We start from the raw sequence: 20,383 nt of genomic DNA on the forward strand, positions 1-20,383 counted from the left end.
TAAAAATTTAGTTTACACAAAATGCAAGTTTACATAAGTTGTATAAAGCTGTCGAGCAGCACCTTTACCTTAAAGGAAAGAAAGTTTTATTTATAAATTTAAAAAAGTTATTTTTGAAAAGGATATTATGGGTAGTCTTAATATACATATTATTCCAGTTACGACATTCCAACAAAATTGCACTTTGCTTTTTGATAGTGAAAGTAAAACGGGGGTCCTCGTTGATCCTGGTGGTGATTGGCCACGAATTCAAGACGTAATCGAAAAGAATGGTGTTATCGTTGAGGCTATTTGGATAACACATGGTCATTTTGATCATGTAGGAGCAGCAATGCAAGTGAAAGAAGCGCTTAATGTAAAAATTATCGGTTCACATCGCGATGATAAGCCTGTGATGGATGCCGTGAGCGAAAGCGCAAAAAATTATGGCATCACTGATGCTTGCATCTGTATTCCTGACCAATGGTTAGAAGATGGTGAGTGCGTTCATTTTGCTGGACATGTGTTTAAGGTTTTTCACACCCCAGGACATTCCCCTGGTCATGTTATTTATTTCAATGAAAAAGAGCGCTTAGCCCTCTTGGGTGATGTTCTCTTTCGTGGTTCTATTGGACGTACGGACTTCCCCTTCTGTTCTTATGAAAAATTGATGCAATCTCTTCGAGAAAAAGTTTTACCCTTAGGCGATGATGTTTGTTTTATCTGTGGGCATGGTCCCAAAAGTAGCATAGGCTATGAGCGCCAAAATAATCCTTTTCTTCAAGATTTTAATATATGAGCAAATAAAAAAAACGCTTTGAAGCGTTTTTTTTGCCATTTAAGACTTTTTAGTAGGGCAGAACAGAAGTTAATTTATTGGGGCATAACAAACGTGTTCCAAACCATTACGGTCTCGGAAAGTTCCTGTTTTAGGGTTGAAAGAACGGTATTTTTTCTTGCAATAGTTAAGCCAATCAGATTCTAATGATTGTTGTACTGGCTCATATTCCACCGTTTGCGGAGCTTCATAAATTATCTGTTCCTGTGGAACCTGTTGATATACAATTTGATGCTGTGGTGCGGTTTGATAAACCACTTGTGGCTGTTCTGATTTTTTAAAAATTTTGCCGAGAAGTGCACCTGCTGCAAGAGCAAGAATGCCCATTGCTAAAGCTTCTCCTGAGTTATTTATATTAATACTACTGTGTTTTGTCTTTTTGCGCTCGACATAATGATATGTCTTGTGTTCAACATGATGGTGTTGTTGTGCTCCCCATTTATGGCTAACATAATGACGCGTGTGGGGATTATCAAAAGAGTGATGTTCACTATGAGAAAAATGGGAGCTAAAATTGTGAGACGGTAAACCAGCCTCCCTTCTCATGTCATAGTTATGATACCATGCCATATCTGCAAGCGTTGGATTTAATGGCATCAAAACGGTTGCAGTAGACATTGCTGATAATACCGCTAATCTGATCACTTTTTTCATAATGATGCTCCTTGTGTAAATTCGTATTTTTCACATCCTACACGTTTCAAACTGAATAGAGCCTGAACAATTTTGGACTTTATTGTGACAAAAAAATAAAAATTCATTTAGTTAAAACATTGCCGGTACAGTAAAATAAAATCATGACAGAATTTTGATTTCAATTAATGTACTCTTCTTAAGGTTAATTAAGCAGCTTGTATTTAGAGCACCAGATTTTTTACTATTGGTTATAAATTATTTATTGATGAGTACTTTTTTATTGCTTGATACAATATGAATTGAACAATAGGTGTATGAACAAAAGTTATCGTTTTTTATTATAGGCTTATGGTGCTAAGATAGAACCTTATTTGTGTGATTGAATACAGTCCTGTTTGACTACTCTCTTGTGAGGCTAAATATTGAGTTCGATATCATATTATAACTGTATAAATATAATATATTGCGGGAACTTTTTTGATATATGGGAAACATTCTTGTTGGGATATGGCTGTTAGTTTGACAGTATTGGCATGACAAAATGCATTTGACACAATATTGCTGATGAGACGCGTGAAGGCACGTGGACGTGCTTGTATTTGTGTAGGGCTTTCAATGGTGTAGGAAAATTGGCGTTTGTGAAGATGTGCATCGGTAGAGAATTTTTGCATAAGAGCATTTAAATCAAAAGTTTTAACACACTCACTTTCTTCACTACGGGCAAAAGCAAGGTAATCTTCTAACATATTTTACATGTCGCTCACATCTTGTTCAAGCTGCTTAATATCAAAGTCAGTATTTGCTAATGTTTGCTGAAGTTTAAAACGGGTGAGAATGGTTCTTAAATCATGGCTTACACCCGAAAGCATCGTGGTGCGTTGTTCGATATAGTTAGAAGATGGTGAGTGTGTGTATTTTGCTGGACATGAGTTTAGGGTTTTACATACACTGGGGCATTCCCTTGGTCATGTTATTTATTTCAATGAAAAAGAGCACTTAGCCCTTTTGGGTGATGTTCTCTTTCGTGGTTCTATTGGACGTACGGACTTCCCCTTCTGTTCTTATGAAAAATTGATGCAATCCCTTCGAGAAAAAGTTTTACCCTTAGGCGATGATGTTTGTTTTATCTGTGGGCATGATCCCAAAAGTAGCATAGGCTATGAGCGCCAAAATAACCCTTTTCTTCAAGATTTTAATATATGAGCAAATAAAAAACGCTTTGAAGCGTTTTTTTTTGCCATTTAAAACTTTTTTAGTAGGACGGAACAGAAGTTAATTTATTGGGGCATAACAAATGTGTTCCAAACCATTACGGTCTCGAAAGGTCCCTGTTTTAGGGTTAAAGGAACGGTATTTTTTCTTGCAATAGTTAAGCCAATCAGATTCTAATGATTGCTGGAGTGGCTCATATGCCACTGTTTGCTGCACTTGATAAACTCTTTGATTTTGCGGAACTTTTTGATAAATTACCTGATTTTGTGGTACTATTTGATAAACCACTTGTGGCTGTTCTGGTTTTTTTAAAATTGTACCAAGAATCGTACCTGTTGCAAGACCAAGAATACCCACCGCTAAAGCATCTCCTGAGTTATCTATATGAATATTACTGTGTTTTGTCTTTTTGCGCTCGACGTAATGATATGTTTTGTTTTCAACATGATGATAATGGTGGTGGTGATGATGATGTTGTTGTTGTTGTTGTTCCGTCTTACTCTGTTTGGCTACAGACCTTTCATGTTTGGCTTTAAATCTTCTCTTGTCGTCATCAGAACTCTTGTGGAAATCATCAACAAACTTTTGGAAATCATCAGATAAAAAGCTACGTTTTTTATCAGAACAATGGGAGCGAGAAAAACCGCAAGGCAGAATATCAGCTTTCTTCCTCATTTCCCTTATCGCATCATCTGTTTCTTTACGCATCTTCCTCATCATATCATCTATTTCTCTCGAGATAGAGTCACTACGATTCCATGCCATATCCGCAAGCGTTGCATTTAGCGGCATCAAAACGGTCACAGTTGACATTGCTGATAATACCGCTAACCTGATCACTTTTTTCATAATGATGCTCCTTGTGTAAATTCGTATTTTTCACATCCTACACGTTTCAAACTGAATAGAGCCTGAACAATTTTGGGCTTTATTGTGACAAAAAAATAAAAATTTATTTAGTTAAATCTATCGCGGAGACAGTAAAATGAAATCATAACAGAATTTTGATTTCAATTAATGTACTCTGCTTGAGGTTAATTAATAAGTTTGTATTGAGAGTCCACGATTTTTTACTATGGAATATAAACTCTTTATTTAGGGATAATTTTTTATTGTTTGGTACAATATGAATTGAACAATAGGGATATGAATAAAAGTTATCATTTTTTATCATAGGCTTATGGTGCTATGATAAAGTCTTATTTTACTTTATTTGTGTTATAGGACAGTGTCCTATTTGAATATTTTCTTGTAAGGATAAATAATATTGAGTTAGATATCAGAGTATAACTGTATAAAGATAATATATTTTAGAAATTTTTTATAAAATGTTTCCACTCATGTTGTTTTAGACAAATTGAAGCACCCTTGATGTTGGAGGTTGTCTATTTTTCGGATAACGCTGTTTGCTTTTGAGCTTTCGTCTTTTTTTAGAAGAGCTGAAGATTATTTTATGCGGTTTGAAATTTTTTGCTCCTTCATTGATTGCGTTTTTTTCGTTTTATTGTTGCTTGATTAGGGGTGTTTTTACGAGATTTTCCTTTTTGATTTTCCAAAATACCAGTGTCCATGGTTGGTCCCATGTGTGCAAGGTCTGGTTTGGAGAAAAGACTTGGTTGTAATACGCGCTCATGGGTGGATTGTTCGCTATGATGTGTTAAGGGATTTTCCGCGAGTTCTAGTTCTATCTTTTGTAATTGTTTGATTTCATCGCGAAGGCGTGCTGCTTCTTCAAAATTAAGATCAGCAGCTGCTTCATGCATTAATTTTTCGAGGTGTTTAATATGAGATGCTAAATTGTTGCCAACCATATTTTTTTTCTCGATGACATCAGGGATATTTGTACGAATATGGTTGTTTTCATAGCCTGAATTGAGAATATCTCCGATATTTTTTTTGATACTTTTCGGTGTGACATGGTGTTCTTCATTATAGGCTATTTGTTTTTGTCGACGTCTTTGTGTCTCCTGTAAGGCTCGTTTTATGGAACCAGTGATCGTATCTGCATAGAGGATAACACGGCCATCTACGTTACGTGCAGCACGTCCGATTGTTTGTATGAGGGAAGTTTCAGAGCGCAAAAAGCCCTCTTTATCGGCATCTAGAATGGCAACAAAACCACATTCTGGAATATCTAAGCCTTCTCGGAGCAAGTTGATACCGATGAGGACATCAAAGGTGCCAAGCCGAAGATCGCGTAGAATCTCAATGCGTTCTAATGTATCAATGTCAGAATGCATATAGCGTACACGAATACCTTGTTCGTGGAGATATTCCGTTAAATCTTCGGCCATACGCTTTGTGAGAACTGTCACCAATGTACGGTAGCCTTTTTGAATTGTTTTACGAATTTCATTCACAACATCATCGACTTGATTTTTGGCTGGACGAACCTCTGTTGGTGGGTCAACAAGCCCTGTGGGGCGAATAACTTGTTCTGCAAAAGTACCGTGAGATTGTTCTATTTCCCACCGTCCAGGTGTTGCGGAGACAGCAATCGTTTGTGGGCGCATAGCATCCCATTCTTCAAAGCGCAAAGGACGGTTATCCATACAAGAAGGGAGGCGAAAACCATATTCTGCTAAGGTTGCTTTTCTACGAAAGTCACCTCGGTACATGCCACCAATTTGGGGAATGGTTACGTGGCTTTCATCGATAAAAACAAGAGCATTATTTGGAATGTATTCGAACAAGGTTGGTGGTGGTTCTCCGGGTTTTCGTCCCGTTAAAAAGCGTGAATAATTCTCGATTCCAGAGCATGAGCCGGTAGTTTCCAACATTTCTAAATCAAAAATTGTACGTTGTTCTAAACGTTGTGCTTCTAAAAGACGTCCAGCCGCATTTAATTCATCGAGGCGTTGAACGAGTTCCATTTTGATCGATTTCATCGCTTGGTTAAGTGTTGGGCGTGGTATTACGTAGTGTGAGTTGGCATAAATTTTAATCGATTGAAGATCGCCTGTTTTTTGACCCGTTAGAGGATCAAATTCTGTAATTGTTTCCACTTCATCACCAAAGAGCGAAATACGCCAAGCACGATCTTCGAGGTGGGCAGGGAAAATTTCGATTGTATCCCCTCGAACACGAAAGGAACCACGAATGAAATTGATATCTTGTCGATAATACTGTTGAGAGACTAAATCAGCCAAGAGTTTTCGTTGATTGAGTTTGTCCCCTTTTGCTATTTGGAAGGTCATAGCAGTATAAGTTTCTACTGAACCAATCCCGTAGATACAGGATACAGATGCGACAATAATGACGTCATCACGCTCTAAGACAGCACGTGTTGCAGCATGGCGCATACGGTCGATTTGTTCATTAATTGAGGATTCTTTTTCAATATAGGTATCAGAGCGTGCAACGTAGGCTTCTGGCTGATAATAGTCATAATAGGAAACAAAATATTCGACGGCATTATGGGGAAAAAAACTTTTAAATTCCCCATAAAGCTGCGCTGCTAGAGTTTTATTGGGAGCTAATATTAAAGCTGGACGCTGTGTTTTTTCAATGATATTGGCCATTGTATAGGTTTTTCCTGAGCCGGTAACACCCAAAAGCACTTGTGTACGTTCATTTTTTTGAATTCCCTCAACCAGAGTTTTAATGGCTTGAGGTTGATCCCCCGCTGGTTTAAAAGATGTTTCGAGTTGAAATGGAATGCCACCTTCAGATTTTTCAGGACGAATAGGGCGGTGAGGTGTCCATAATGCACCATTCTTAAAAAGAGGATTGCCTGAAGCAATAAGAGCAGAAAGAGCTTCTACTGTTGCAGTAACACCATTTTTCATTGTTGTATCCTTTGATAGAAAAGTGCTGGTGATTTTAAAGAAAATACTAATTTTTACAATTTCATTACGACAACAGCAAAACGTTATTGAACAGATTTGTTTTGGTTTATTGGAGCCTTCATTAGGATATTGATCAAGTTTTTTCTATGAGACAACTTCTTCGAAGTATTTCTTTGGAGGGAGCATATTTGTGGTTGTTCGTGAACACTATTGCATTTTTACCATAATGATATTCAAGAGGGCATAAGTTATTATGGCTGTTATGGAGAATAATCGGTACGTTTGGGCATTAAAGACATTGTATATGTGTGATAAAGATCATTTCCATCTTTAAATGAAAGATAACGAGATGACACCCAACCTATTTGAGTGTTATATCGGATATGGCACCAATTTCCTTCACAGTTTTTAACAAAAACTAATTCTCCAGCAGAGATTAAGCCGCAAAGTGCATACTGAGTGCTGGGACCTGTTCTAAAATTAAGATTTCTCGTAACAAAAGCATCTGCTGCCTCTGATATTGTTGTGGCTAAAAAGAAAGAGCCAAACATAAAAAAAATGACGATTTTTTTCATTTTTCTGTAAAGAATTTCTTTAGAGATTTTCTATCCTTCTCTCTTCATATTCCATATAATTTCTTTTACTAGATTATGATAAAACAGAAAAAAATACAATTCTTTCTTCTTTAGGATACTTTAAAGAGAAGAGTGAAGTTTAACGTTTTAAACACCAAAATGAGATGTTTTAATCACTATTTGTGCATGTTTTGTTTCCTTTATTTATTTTTGTATGGAAAACAGCGATACTGTACTATATAATAAAAAAGATCGTAGTTTTCGGATTCCAAAAGTAATTTTGGAAGCCGTTTTTTGTATTTTTATTAAACCTTCCGTGTAATAGAAAGGGACGGATTATGGAAAAAGTTCCGATGACTACAGCTGGTTTTGAGAGTCTTAAAGAAGAGTTGCGTTGGCGTCAACAACAGGAGCGTCCGCGAATTATTGAAGCAATTTCTGAGGCGCGTGCGCATGGTGATTTATCTGAAAATGCTGAGTATCATGCAGCTAAAGAAGCGCAAAGTCATAATGAGGGGCGTATAAATGAGCTTGAAGATTATATCGCACGAGCAGAAGTTATAGATGTCTCGCGTCTTTCAGGTGACAAAATAAAATTTGGCGCAACCATTAAACTCTTGGATGAGGACACTGAAGAAAAAAAAGTGTATCAGATCGTAGGAGATCAAGAAGCTGATGTAAAGGTTGGTAAAATCTCTATTTCTTCGCCTATCGCACGTGCACTTATTGGCAAGCAAGAAGGTGATGTGATTGAGGTGAATGCACCAGGTGGTGCGCATAATTACGAGATCATTAAGGTTCAGTACATCTAAATAACATATGGATTATTATGCGTGTATCTTTGGACGAAACTGAGATTATTGCGCCTCACTTGAAAAGGCGTTTATCGGGAGTAACATCTACGATTATTCAGCTTATTCCACTGCAACGCGAACAAGGTGTGCGTATATCCACTTTGGGGTTTGGTTTACCACGAACTTTGCCAACTCTTGCCTTTAGGGACCTTTTCGGACTTTGGAAAAGTCCGAAAGGGAAGCCATTTCGTATTTGGCATGCACGACGCAATATTGAGATGCTTTGCGGGATCTTTTTGCGCGATGTTTTGCGAATGAAGCTGAAACTTATCTTCACATCGGCTTCACAACGTCATCATAAGCCTTTTACCAAATGGTTGATTCGCTGTATGGATAGGGTTATCGCTACCAGTACACGTACGGGCGTCTATTTAGAAGTGCCTCATAAGGTTATTATGCATGGGGTGGATGTGAGGCGTTTTACTCCACCACACACTCTTGATGATTGCTTTTCTTCGACAGGATTTCCAGGAAAATATGCGGTAGGATGTTTTGGGCGTCTGCGCTACTCAAAGGGAACAGATTTATTTGTTGATGCCATGATAGCATTATTGCCTGACTATCCTGAATGGACAGCACTTATCGCTGGTCGTACGACAGAGCAATATTATCATTTTGAAAAAGAATTACGCCAAAAGATTGCTAAGGCTGGTCTGGATGATCGCATTATTTTTCTTGGTGAGATTCTGGACATCCCTTTATGGTACCGTCGTTTAACACTTTATGTTGCACCCTCTCGTACAGAAGGTTTCGGTTTAACACCATTAGAAGCAATGGCATCACAGGTTGCGGTTGTAACGAGTGATGCAGGAGCTTATAAAGAATTGGTTGTAGAAGCGACAGGAACAGTTGTAAAAGCAGGAGATGGAGCGGCTTTAACGGCAGCAATTGAACCTTATTTTGCTGATGTAGAAAAAACATTGGCAGCCGGAAAGAAAGCTTTAACCCATGTTCGTACGCACTTTCCTTTGGAAAAGGAGACAGCGGAGATTGGGCGTGTCTACAAAGAACTGTTTGCAGAAAAAACACTTTGATATGATATCAAAAATCTTCTTGAGGGATGATAAAAGTATTTTTCTTAAAGGTTTTTCATAGTCATCAAGAAAACAGCTCAATGATATAAATGTTATTTTACAAAATTTATATGTCTTTAGTAGAATGCTATAAGAAGTTCTCAAAATTTTGGATAAAAGATTAAAAATGTATACGCTTGAGAGCGATGTAGTTTATGATAAAGCATACTAGGAGAGAGGGAAGCTACTTTTATTCATTGATATTTTATAATAAGAAAATAATGCTTTAACTCAAGTCTGGGGATTTATGCACTATCTTATACGGTGTCGTACTGATATTGTTCGTTTTGTAAGACTTAAATAGATAGCAAAAAAACGTTTTCTTGTCTTAAAAAGATAATGATGGTATCTCCATGAATAAAATAGTCGTACATATTTTCAATAAATTCATAATAAGATGGATTTAAGATCAATATATATGATTTTTATAGATAAATTACCTTTTCAATTTGAATAAGAGCTTTGAGTACCGTAAGATTTTCTCATGTAAAATCTGTTGATATTAAATTAATGAGAGCTATCTTCTTGCACATCACAATTGGAAGAAGGCATGTGGTGGATAAAAACTATTGAAGACAGGGTGTAAAGAGATTTCTTATAAATTGTCTGAAATGCAGGCTGTTACGATATTAGCAGAAAGAAAATAATATGGTGGTACTAATTTATATCTTATTTTGTAGTAGCGACTTGCACCTTATTATTATTTAAGTAAAAATGATGGTGCCCATTTTATATCTTTCATAAGGGCTGTCGTGAAATGGGGGTGATGAGTATTGTGAGATGTTTTTTACAAGCTTGTGAGTTCGTAATATAATAGCATTTTATTTTCTATAAGGGTGTAACTCTATTAAAAAGAAAAACACTTTTATCAGCAAATGTTCATATTTTTGCATGAGAGATTATTCGTAAAAAAGAATGTTCTATGCGTCCACTTTATTTGATAAAGAAGATCAATAAAGTGAAGTTTTATATGTTATGGCTTTGAGAATATCGGTATTTGATTGTTTTTGTTGAATTATTTTTATATCATTGATATGATGTTTTGTATGAAATTTTAGGAAATCTTCAGTAGATTGGGTGAGGAGTGAATATTATGACGCATACTGTTCTCGCCTTTTTATCTTGTCAATTTTTTATCATGGTAGCATAAAATACTCTATACATTAGAATTGTTCACGCCAGAAAGCGGGAATAAAAAGGACGAATATTGTTATGATTTCAAGGCGTCCAGCTAACATTAGAAAACTTAAAATCCATAAAGCATGATCGTTGATTGTAGAGAAATTACCAGTAGGGCCAATAATATCTCCAAAGCCTGGACCAACATTTGAAAGTGCGGTTAAGACCCCCGTAAAGGCAGAGGTAAAGTCAAGACCGGTTGTAAGCAAAAGTGCAGTGCCGATAACAAGGCAAAACATATAAAGACAGACAAAAAACAAAACGGCTTGAGCAACATCATTTGATATATTTGAGTGATCGTAGCGCGCTTTTACAACGACATTAGGAGAAAGAAGTTTTTCTATATTTGTTTGTGTAATACGCCAAAGAATAATGAGGCGATTGATTTTCATGCCACCAGAAGTAGAACCAGCACATCCGCCTGTAAAAGAAACAATAAAGAAAATTCCAAGCGCAAACGCTCCCCAAAGTTGATAATCTTCAGCGCTGTAACCGGTGGTGCTAATAATGGATGAAAGGTGAAAAATGACATCAAGAAAAATCAAGTAGAACGCGCGATGATCATAAAACCGTAGCCATGCCGCTAAAGCAAAGCTGAAAAGGAGAACGATATGGAGAAAAACAATCACTTGTGGGTCAAGGAAGCGTTTGGAGTGTCCAGGAAGGACTAATTTAACATAAAGTACGAAGGGTAGAGCAGAAAGCAACATGAAGATTGTTGAAATAATTAAGATGGCTGGTGTATCAGAAAAATAGCCAAAAGAAGCATCATGCGTTGAAAAACCAGCTGTTGCTACTGTACTCATTGCATGGTTAATGGCATCAAATAAATTCATGCCTGCAGCAAAATAAGAAAGCATACAAGCCAATGTTAACCCAACATAAGCGATGATAATTCCGTTAGCAATTTGGTTGATGCGAGGCAATATTTTTTCAGATTTATCAGATGATTCCATATGAAAAAGCCGCACGCCACCCACACGCAGTGAAGGCAAAATTAAGAGGGCTAAACCGATAAAACCAATGCCCCCAATCCAGCATATAAGAGAACGCCATAATAAAATACTTCGCGATAAATTATCAAGATCAGAAAGGACTGTGGAGCCTGTTGTTGTAATTCCAGAAACAGATTCAAAAATGGCTCCTGCTAGAGAAATGGGAAGAGGAGAAAGATAAAGAGGTAAGGCACCTACGATGCTTCCTGTAAGCCAAAGACAAACAGTGAGCATAAAGCCAAGCCGTGCTGAAAAACGACAAGTAGCTCCCTTAGTTGCTAGAAGAATCAGCGTTGCTAACATGGTGGTTATGGCACAAGAATAGAGAAAGCTTATCCAATTACGATTGTTGTCGTGCAAATCCACAAAAATTGGCAAAAGCATTGCTCCTCCCATGATTAAGGCAAAACGTGCACAGACATTGATAATAAATTGAAAAATGATCGTTCCCTATCTTTGTATCTCTTTTTATTATGGTTTTGTGCTCATAAGAAGTTACATTTTTCTCTTTATAGGATAAGGATTAATTCTTAACATTAGCGTGCCTTGATGAATTAGTAATCAGACCTTTTCATAAAACTTGAAAAGAAGTATACATAACATAATTAGGGCTCTTGAAAAATATTTTTTTAAAAGGCTGCATTCCGTTATCATTTATAGAATAATTAAGTTATAATAAAGTGAAGGGGATTTAATGGTACAATCGCATATTCGTCTGCTGATTATTGGCTCAGGTCCGGCTGGTTATACAGCGGCGATCTATGCAGCAAGAGCAATGCTTAAGCCTGTTTTGGTGACGGGCTTGCAGCAGGGGGGGCAATTGACAATTACAACTGATGTTGAGAATTATCCAGGTTTTGCAGATCCCATTCAAGGACCATGGTTGATGGAACAAATGGCGAAACAAGCTGAGAATATGGGGACAAAAATTGTCTATGATACAATTATAAAGGCTGATTTGTTGAAGTATCCTTTTGTCTTATATGGGGATTCAGGAACACAATATTCTTGTGATGCACTGATTATTGCAACAGGAGCTCAAGCGCGCTGGCTTGGTTTAGAAAGTGAACAGACCTTTATGGGCGGAGGTGTTTCTGCTTGTGCTACATGTGATGGCTTTTTTTATCGTGATAAGGACGTTATTGTCGTGGGAGGAGGAAATACGGCTGTTGAAGAAGCACTTTATTTATCGCATTTGGCTAAAAGTGTAAGCGTGGTTCACAGGCGGGGGCAGTTTCGGGCAGAAAAAATTTTGCAAGATAGGTTGCTGGCTTGTAATAATGTACGTGTTCTTTGGGATCATGTGGTTGAAGAAATTGTGGGGCTGCCAGCTCAAGATTCAATGGGCGCTGTTGTAACAGGGGCACGTCTGAAAAATGTTAAGACAGGTCACGAGATGAAAGTGAATGCAGAGGGCATATTTATTGCCATTGGGCATGATCCTACTGTTTCTCTGTTTGAAGGACAGCTGAAACAAAAACGAGGCGGCTATTTATGGACAGCACCGGACTCAACAGCAACAAGCATTGCTGGTGTTTTTGCTGCTGGGGATGTGACAGATGAAACATTCCGCCAAGCTGTAACAGCTGCGGGAAGAGGATGTATGGCAGCGTTGGAAGCAGAACGGTTTTTGGATATACCCAAGCGTTAGTCACTCATTGAGAACATAGAGAATATAGAGGTAGAATTAATTGTGGCGCCACCGTTGGATTGGGATAAGTTAAGGGTTTTTCACGCTGCAGCAGAAGCGGGATCTTTTACGCATGCTGCTCAAAAACTTCATTTATCTCAATCAGCCGTTTCACGACAGGTTTCGGCTTTAGAACAAGAGGTTGGGGTATCCTTATTTCAACGTCATGCGCGTGGTTTGATTCTTACAGAACAGGGAGAAACTCTTTATCGTACAGCTCATGATGTTTTGATGAAGCTTGAAAGTGTGCGTTTGCAATTAAGTGAAAGCTATGCAAAACCAACGGGGCACTTGCGTGTGACCTCGACCTTTGGAATGGGGGCAGGGTGGATTGCAGAGCGTATGCCAGAATTTCTTAGTCTTTATCCTGATATGCAGGTTCAGCTTTTGCTTTCCGATGAAGAGCTTGATTTGACAATGTGTCATGCGGACTGTGCTGTTCGCTTGCATCAACCCAAACAACCTGATCTTATACAAAGAAAACTCTTTACAATTCATATGCATGTTTATGCTTCGGAAAAGTATATTGCAAATTATGGAAAGCCGGAAAAATTGTCTGATCTCGATGAGCATCGTATTATTTCGTTCGGTGAACCTGTTCCACCTTATTTGTCTGGTTTAAATTGGTTGGAAAAGGCTGGTAGAAGTGATGGATCATTGCGCGTTTCAGTTTTACAAATCAACAATATCATCTCAATAAAGAATGCGCTTATGCGTGATCTTGGGATTGCTGTGCTTCCTGATTATATCGTCAATAATGATGAGCATTTAGTGCGTCTTTTTCCTGATATGGTTGATATTCCTTCTTTTGATACTTTTTTTTGTTATCCTTATAATTTAAAGAATTTGGCAAGGTTAAATGCTTTTCGAGATTATATTTTTTTAAAAGCTCGCCAGTGGTCTTTTTAATATTAATATCTTAATTTATAAGGAATAATTAGCTGTGCGGGTAAATATTTTTGAAAAGAGGGATAAATGTTTTTTATGAATACTAGCAACCATGAGGGTTATTATATATTGAAAAATGGACAATCGTGTGATGGTGTAGTTAACATTTTTACTATTTAATTAAAGAGAGTGGTACATGATGGAGACAAATTTAAAGCTATGTGTTTATTGCATAGCAGATACGCTTAAGTCTTTGTTGTGCTTTTCCTTATAAAATGACATAGAATATTATCTCTTGATTATGTTGCCTCCCAGTTTCGTTTTCTTGAGTGTTCCCTTACGAAGATCTATCAGATTGATTTTATCTCTGAGGATTTTCCAAATTTGCCGGACATATGTCCGGCTTTTTTTTAATTTTTGAAAGAGTCCCTAGAAATTGCAATATATGGGAAGATGATAAAGAAAAAATTTCGAAACTGGTGGATATCCAACAATTTTTTAAGAATACTAAAATTCAATGAGGAGTTTGAGAGGGGGTATTCTATTGTACTGTAAAAGTCTGTCTTTTAGGGGCGTGATATAAAATATTTAAAACCTTATACATGAAGTGCTTTTTATTAGAATGTGAGGTGAATATTTAAGGCAGGTCTTGTTCATAAAGCCTATGAAGTAAATCAAGTAGTTATTAAATAGAACTTAAAGGAAACTGGATTGTTTACACAACGATGGGAGGTGGCTTCTTCTTCGTTTTAGGACGAAGAAGAAGCTGAGAAATAGAAGAGATTTTATTGTAAGGGCCTTTGATTATAAGGGCAATTGTGTTTAAAAGTGCTCGGTCTTTTTTAGAGTTATAAATTGAATGGAGAAAGTAGAATAGGCTTGTCATCTCTTATGATAATAGACCGATTCATTTATTTGATAGCTAAATTTTTTTGATCTTTATCTACAGCATCTATTTTTGTGTTTATTCATAGATATTTTTGCTGAATCGATAGATTTAGACCATGACACAGTTTCAGATATTTTCTCGGATATACTAACATTCGGCAAAAAACAATCACAAGAGATGATATTAAAAATTTTAAATTAAACTGTTGCAAAAACGCTGTATACGTATACAAGCTTTTTCAAGTAATTCTTCTGATGTTGCATAAGAAATACGAAAAGCTGATCCAAGTCCAAAAGCAGATCCTTGGACGACAGCAACAGCTTCTGTTTCTAGAAGCGCTATGGCAAAGTCTTCATCATTCGTAATACGTTGACCATTGGGTGTTTTCTTTCCAATAAGTCCGGTGCAAGAAGGATAAACATAAAAAGCACCCTCAGGCGTTGGACAGTGAATGCCAGGAGCTTGATTTAGCATGGAGACAACGAGATCACGGCGTGCTTGAAAAATATTTTTATTTTTAGCAATAAAGTCTTGTGGCCCGTTGAGTGCTTCAACCGCAGCCCATTGTGAAATGACACTTGTTCCAGATGTTTGCTGTCCTTGAATGGTATCCATGGCTTTAATTAATTCTTGTGGTCCGCCTGCATAACCGATTCTCCATCCCGTCATCGCATAGGCTTTAGAAACACCATTCATTGTGAGTGTACGCTCATAAAGCGCTGGTTCTACTTGAGCTGGAGTCACAAAGGTAAAACCCTCATATGTGAGATGTTCATATATATCATCGGAAAGGATATAAACATGAGGATATTTTACTAAAACATCTGTGAGTTTTTTCAATTCATTATGTGTATAAGCGGCACCTGATGGATTTGAAGGAGAGTTAAAGATGAACCATTTGGTTTTGGGGGTAATGGCAGCTTCTAGCTCTTGTGGTTGGAGTTTATAAGAAAATTCGGCTTTTGTTTCTAAAAAGACAGGCGTACCATCGTTGAGTGCGACCATTTCTGGATAACTAACCCAATAAGGGGATGGAATGATGACCTCATCTCCTTTATTCAAAGTTGCCATGAATGCATTAAAGAGAATTTGTTTTCCACCAGTACCAACAATAATTTGTTCTGGTTGATAAAGAAGGTTATTTTCTCTTTTAAACTTTGCAGAAATTGCTTGGCGCAATTCTGGAATTCCAGATATGGGAGGGTATTTTGTTTTTCCCCTTCGAATAGCTTCAATAGCCGCGTTTTTGATGTTGTCTGGGGTATCAAAGTCTGGCTCTCCAGCACTTAAAGCAATAACATTGCGCCCTAATGCTTTTAAATGACGGGCCTTTTGAGAAGCAGCAATTGTTGCAGAAGGTTTGATACGAGACAGTTTGTCGGCAATAAAAGCCATAATTTTAAATCCTTATATTATATCAACAAATGGTTATTGCTTTAAGGATATTCTATAAGAGATTATATTGTATGCAATAAAAAACTTCCAAAATACTCTTACACGGGCTTTATATTCTTCTTTTTTGAGATATTTTACAAGATAATCTCTTCGTAGATTTTATGAAAGTTTTTGAGGAAGTATAAAAGAGGTTTGATGAATTGTGCAAAGGAGATAAACAGTCTTTTATTTTAACAAGGTAAAATAATGCTTTATACAAAATAAGAAATCTTCGTCTCTACAGACGAAGATTTCTAAATAAAATATTGCAGAATTTAAACTTTAAAGTGCTGCAAGGTTACCAGCGGCAAATTTTCCTGAACGACGATCTTGAAGAACATCATAAGAGATTTTTTGCCCTTCATTAAGACTGTTTAGACCTGAACGCTCGACGGCAGAAATGTGTACAAATACATCTGCACTACCATCACTAGGCTGAATGAATCCGAAACCTTTTGTTGTATTAAACCACTTAACTGTTCCTGTAGACATAGGAAACTCCTTAGAATATATAATTATATTGAGCATTGAAGCTTTTATTCCTTCAATACGGTTGTAGATCGAAATTAGGTGGGAGAAGTTTCGTCGAAAGTGCAGATTGCACAGGAAAGAAAGTCACGTAACCGAAAATTCGATGAAACCTCTATAAAAGTTTTTAGAACAAAAAGCAAGTCTTAATCAATTTTTATATAAAGAAAAAATAAGAAAACAGTGTACATTTTGCTAAGTAGAAAAAAATTCAACTAAAATAACTTTGTAGTGAACGTACCTCAAGGTGCCTTTTTTTGAGTGCTTTGATCGCTTCTACGACGGCTTCGGCTCCAGATATTGTTGTATAATAGGGAACATTTTGCATGAGTGCTGCATAACGTAATGATTTTGAGTCTGAGATGGCACTGGCAGTGCTAGTTGTATTAAAAATCAATTGAATTTGGCGATTACGAATAGCATCTTCAATATGGGGGTGTCCCTCTAGAACTTTGTTGATTTTTTTTGCTTCAACGTGGTGTTCGGTGAGAAATTTTTGTGTTCCACTTGTGGCGACAACAGAAAAGCCAAGCTCAGTTAAACGTTTTACAGGATTTAAGATGCGTTTTTTATCTTCATCCCTTACAGAAACGAACAAAGTTCCCTCTTTAGGGAGTTTTACACCAGCTCCAAGTTGGGCTTTAGCAAAAGCAAGCGAAAATTCATAGTCAAGACCCATAACTTCACCGGTTGAGCGCATTTCTGGACCAAGAAGTGTATCAACACCTGAAAAACGAGCAAAAGGAAATACTGCTTCCTTGACAGCAATATGTTGTTTTTTCTGCAAAGAAGGTAATCCACCATAAGCTTGAAGAGCATCATGAAGCGTTTCTCCTGCCATAATACGTGCAGCCATTTTAGCAATAGGGCGACCAATCGTTTTTGCAACAAATGGGACAGTACGTGAAGCACGGGGATTGACTTCTAAGACATAAATGGTGTCATCTTTTATAGCATATTGTACATTCATTAAGCCGCGAACATGAAGTGCTTGTGCTAATGCTTTGGTTTGGCGCTCTAATTCAGTAACTATTTTATTTGAGAGCGTATGGACTGGTAGAGAACATGCTGAATCACCAGAGTGGATACCAGCTTCTTCAATATGTTCCATAATACCAACGATTAGTGTTTCTTTGCCATCACATAGACAATCAACATCTACTTCAATTGCTTCTGTTAAATAGGTATCAAAGAGAAGCGGATTTTTACCAAGCAATATATTGATTTGTCCTGTTGTGTCGTTAGGATAACGGACTTTGATATCTTCTGAAATTAATTCGGGGACACTCTCAAGTAAATAATTTTGTAAGCTACGTTCATCACGGATAATTTGCATAGCACGTCCTCCTAAAACATAAGAGGGACGTACAACCAAGGGAAAGCCTAGTTCGTGGGCAATGAGGCGTGCTTGTTCAATGGAGTGGGCAATACCATTTTGAGGTTGTGTTAAATTAAGTTTAAATAACAGTTTTTGAAAGCGATCTCTATCTTCTGCTAAGTCGATAGCGTCAGGTGAAGTACCTAGGATGGGGATGTTGTGTTTTTCTAGAGCGCTTGCCAATTTCAAGGGTGTTTGTCCGCCAAATTGGACGATGACTCCAACCAAATCTCCTTTTTCCTGTTCTGCTTCTAAAATAGCGATAACGTCTTCTGTTGTTAAAGATTCAAAGTAAAGGCGATCAGAGGTATCATAGTCGGTTGAAACTGTTTCAGGATTACAGTTAATCATAATCGCTTCAAATCCTGCATCACGCAGTGCAAAAGCAGCGTGGCAGCAACAGTAATCAAATTCAATACCTTGCCCAATGCGGTTTGGTCCACCGCCTAAAATAGCAATTTTTTTGCGTTCAGAAACGTGTGCTTCCGAGTGCTCTACACCTGCAAAGGGAACTTCATATGTTGAATACATATAGGCTGTAGGAGAAGAAAATTCAGCGGCACAAGTATCAATCCGTTTGAAGACGTGTTTAACATTCAGTGATTTGCGTAAAGCTGCGATATAATCGGGTTCTTTCCCTGTAAGGGAGGCTAATCGCGCATCTGAAAAGCCCATAGCTTTTAACATACGTAAGTTATCTGCGTCTTGGGGTAATCCATGAATGCGGATACGCTGTTCCATTTCAATGATGGAGGCTATTTGTTCTAAAAACCACGGATCAATTTTGCTAATTTGGTGAATCTCATTTAAGGGTAAGCCTGTGCGCATGGCTTGAGCAATATAGCGTAGACGATCAGGGCTTGGTATGGCAATGGCGGAGCGTATAGAACTTTTTTCATCCCCTTCAGCATGCTCTGGAATCACAATTTCATCAAGCCCCGTAAGCTCTGTTTCAAGTCCACGGAGTGCTTTTTGTAACGATTCTTGAAAAGTGCGTCCAATTGCCATGACTTCTCCTACAGATTTCATCGCAGTTGTGAGGACAGGTGATGAACCGGGAAATTTTTCGAACGCAAAACGAGGAATTTTTGTCACAATATAGTCAATAGAAGGCTCAAATGATGCTGGTGTTGCACCACCCGTGATATCATTTTTTAATTCATCAAGTGTATAACCAACAGCCAGTTTAGCCGCTACTTTAGCAATGGGAAACCCCGTTGCTTTTGAGGCAAGCGCTGAAGAGCGAGAAACACGCGGATTCATTTCAATAACAATGAGGCGCCCATTTTCAGGATTGACAGCAAACTGTACATTGGATCCCCCCGTTTCAACACCAATTTCACGCAAAACAGCAATCGAAGCATTACGCATACATTGATATTCTTTATCGGTTAAGGTGAGAGCAGGTGCTACAGTGATCGAATCACCGGTATGAATCCCCATCGGATCAATGTTTTCAATAGAACAAACGATGATACAATTGTCGTTCTTATCACGAACAACTTCCATCTCATATTCTTTCCACCCTAAAACACTTTCTTCAATTAATACTTCTGTTGTTGGTGAAGCTTCAAGCCCACGTTCAATAATTTCATAGAATTCAGAGCGGTTATAAGCAATTCCACCACCAGTTCCACCAAGGGTAAATGAAGGACGAATAATAGCTGGAAGCCCGACAACATCAAGAGCTTGAACTGCTTTTGCTGTTGCATGGGCGATATAATGTTGTTTGCGATCAGCTTCGGTATGTCGCCAGTTGCGCTCAAGTTCTTCGAGTGCTTTGTCAAGCGCAGCACCAGAAAGCTTGGCTTTAAGTTCAGCACACGTTTTTGCGTGTTGTTGGCGATTTTCTTCTTTCAGTTCTGTTGCATTGGCTAACATAGAGCGTGGCGTTTCCAAACCGATTTTTGCCATCGCTTGGCGGAATAAAGCACGATCTTCAGCTTTATCAATAGCATCAGCATTGGCTCCTATCATTTCAACATGATAGCGGTCTAAAATACCCATACGCTTTAATGATAAAGCAGTATTGAGGGCTGTTTGTCCTCCCATAGTGGGTAAAAGGGCATCGGGACGCTCGTGGGCAATAATTTTGGCAACTATTTCAGGAGTAATGGGCTCTATATAAGTTGCATCAGCTAGATCTGGATCTGTCATAATCGTGGCAGGATTAGAATTTACCAAAATAATTCGGTAACCTTCTTCTTTTAATGCTTTACAGGCTTGAGTGCCTGAATAATCAAATTCACATGCCTGACCAATGATAATAGGTCCTGCTCCGATGATAAGAATAGATTTTATATCTGTGCGTTTGGGCATGACTTTTTCCTATGACAAATATCTATGTGCGATTGTTGCGGGCAAAATATTTCAGTTCTGAGGCTACAATCATTTTATAAGTTAAGTGACAAAGAAAGTAAGCATTAAAATACCTTTTCCATGCTTTT

13 protein-coding genes and 2 pseudogenes are annotated in these 20,383 nt (G+C 37.7%); 6 read left to right on the top strand and 9 right to left on the bottom strand.

Going from position 1 to position 20,383, the window contains the following annotated elements:
• Positions 1-127: 127 nt before the first annotated feature.
• Entirely contained in the window at positions 128-778 is a 651-nt protein-coding gene (locus tag ACFIK2_RS02570; RefSeq protein ID WP_375612975.1) for an MBL fold metallo-hydrolase, read from the top strand.
• Positions 779-847: 69 nt separating this feature from the next.
• Here ACFIK2_RS02570 and ACFIK2_RS02575 read toward each other — a convergent pair whose 3' ends face one another.
• Together ACFIK2_RS02575 and ACFIK2_RS02580 are read right to left on the bottom strand one after the other, a co-directional pair.
• On the bottom strand, positions 848-1,471 hold the full coding sequence (locus ACFIK2_RS02575; protein WP_375638077.1) for a BA14K family protein: 624 nt from the start codon (positions 1,469-1,471) through the stop codon (positions 848-850).
• A 470-nt stretch (positions 1,472-1,941) separates the two neighbouring features.
• Positions 1,942-2,340: pseudogene (locus ACFIK2_RS02580) on the bottom strand (sensor histidine kinase); the annotation flags it as partial.
• Between the two features lie 4 nt (positions 2,341-2,344).
• On the opposite strand from ACFIK2_RS02580, the pseudogene ACFIK2_RS02585 reads away from it, so the two are divergent.
• Positions 2,345-2,656: pseudogene (locus ACFIK2_RS02585) on the top strand (MBL fold metallo-hydrolase); the annotation flags it as partial.
• A 69-nt stretch (positions 2,657-2,725) separates the two neighbouring features.
• Here ACFIK2_RS02585 and ACFIK2_RS02590 read toward each other — a convergent pair.
• From ACFIK2_RS02590 to ACFIK2_RS02600, 3 genes are all read right to left on the bottom strand, one after another.
• Entirely contained in the window at positions 2,726-3,514 is a 789-nt protein-coding gene (locus ACFIK2_RS02590) for a BA14K family protein (protein ID WP_375676867.1), read from the bottom strand.
• Between the two features lie 629 nt (positions 3,515-4,143).
• The gene (gene uvrB / locus ACFIK2_RS02595) at positions 4,144-6,453 is read right to left on the bottom strand and encodes an excinuclease ABC subunit UvrB (RefSeq protein WP_375676868.1); all 2,310 of its coding nucleotides are present in this window, start codon (positions 6,451-6,453) and stop codon (positions 4,144-4,146) included.
• Positions 6,454-6,713: 260 nt separating this feature from the next.
• Positions 6,714-7,028: an SH3 domain-containing protein gene (locus tag ACFIK2_RS02600; RefSeq protein ID WP_375612971.1), complete on the bottom strand. Its 315-nt coding sequence runs from the start codon at positions 7,026-7,028 to the stop codon at positions 6,714-6,716.
• Positions 7,029-7,366: 338 nt separating this feature from the next.
• Here ACFIK2_RS02600 and greA point away from each other — a divergent pair, with 338 nt between their 5' ends.
• Together greA and ACFIK2_RS02610 are read left to right on the top strand one after the other, a co-directional pair.
• Positions 7,367-7,840, top strand: a complete 474-nt coding sequence (greA, locus tag ACFIK2_RS02605; protein WP_007347010.1) for a transcription elongation factor GreA — start codon at positions 7,367-7,369, stop codon at positions 7,838-7,840.
• Between the two features lie 17 nt (positions 7,841-7,857).
• The gene (locus tag ACFIK2_RS02610; RefSeq protein WP_375642832.1) at positions 7,858-8,916 is read left to right on the top strand and encodes a glycosyltransferase family 4 protein; all 1,059 of its coding nucleotides are present in this window, start codon (positions 7,858-7,860) and stop codon (positions 8,914-8,916) included.
• Positions 8,917-10,118: 1,202 nt separating this feature from the next.
• On the opposite strand, the gene ACFIK2_RS02615 is transcribed toward ACFIK2_RS02610, so the two are convergent.
• Complete coding sequence (locus tag ACFIK2_RS02615; protein ID WP_375634194.1) at positions 10,119-11,513, bottom strand: TrkH family potassium uptake protein; 1,395 nt, start codon at positions 11,511-11,513, stop codon at positions 10,119-10,121.
• A gap of 310 nt (positions 11,514-11,823) precedes the next feature.
• Here ACFIK2_RS02615 and trxB point away from each other — a divergent pair, with 310 nt between their 5' ends.
• Positions 11,824-12,780 (top strand): thioredoxin-disulfide reductase, encoded by a 957-nt coding sequence (gene trxB, locus ACFIK2_RS02620; RefSeq protein ID WP_375634193.1) that lies wholly within the window; start codon positions 11,824-11,826, stop codon positions 12,778-12,780.
• A gap of 42 nt (positions 12,781-12,822) precedes the next feature.
• Positions 12,823-13,728, top strand: coding sequence for a LysR family transcriptional regulator (locus ACFIK2_RS02625; RefSeq protein WP_273791217.1), 906 nt, complete (start codon positions 12,823-12,825; stop codon positions 13,726-13,728).
• 1,060 nt (positions 13,729-14,788) lie between these two features.
• Here the strand turns inward: ACFIK2_RS02625 and ACFIK2_RS02630 are convergent.
• The 3 genes from ACFIK2_RS02630 to carB all read right to left on the bottom strand — a co-directional run bounded on the left by ACFIK2_RS02630 (position 14,789) and on the right by carB (position 20,255).
• Entirely contained in the window at positions 14,789-15,991 is a 1,203-nt protein-coding gene (locus ACFIK2_RS02630) for a pyridoxal phosphate-dependent aminotransferase (protein ID WP_375634192.1), read from the bottom strand.
• A 321-nt stretch (positions 15,992-16,312) separates the two neighbouring features.
• Complete coding sequence (locus ACFIK2_RS02635; protein ID WP_012754908.1) at positions 16,313-16,522, bottom strand: cold-shock protein; 210 nt, start codon at positions 16,520-16,522, stop codon at positions 16,313-16,315.
• Between the two features lie 247 nt (positions 16,523-16,769).
• Entirely contained in the window at positions 16,770-20,255 is a 3,486-nt protein-coding gene (carB, locus tag ACFIK2_RS02640; protein ID WP_375634189.1) for a carbamoyl-phosphate synthase large subunit, read from the bottom strand.
• Positions 20,256-20,383: the final 128 nt, after the last annotated feature.

Source organism: Bartonella sp. AP88XZML (genome assembly GCF_042195565.1).
GTDB lineage: Bacteria > Pseudomonadota > Alphaproteobacteria > Rhizobiales > Rhizobiaceae > Bartonella.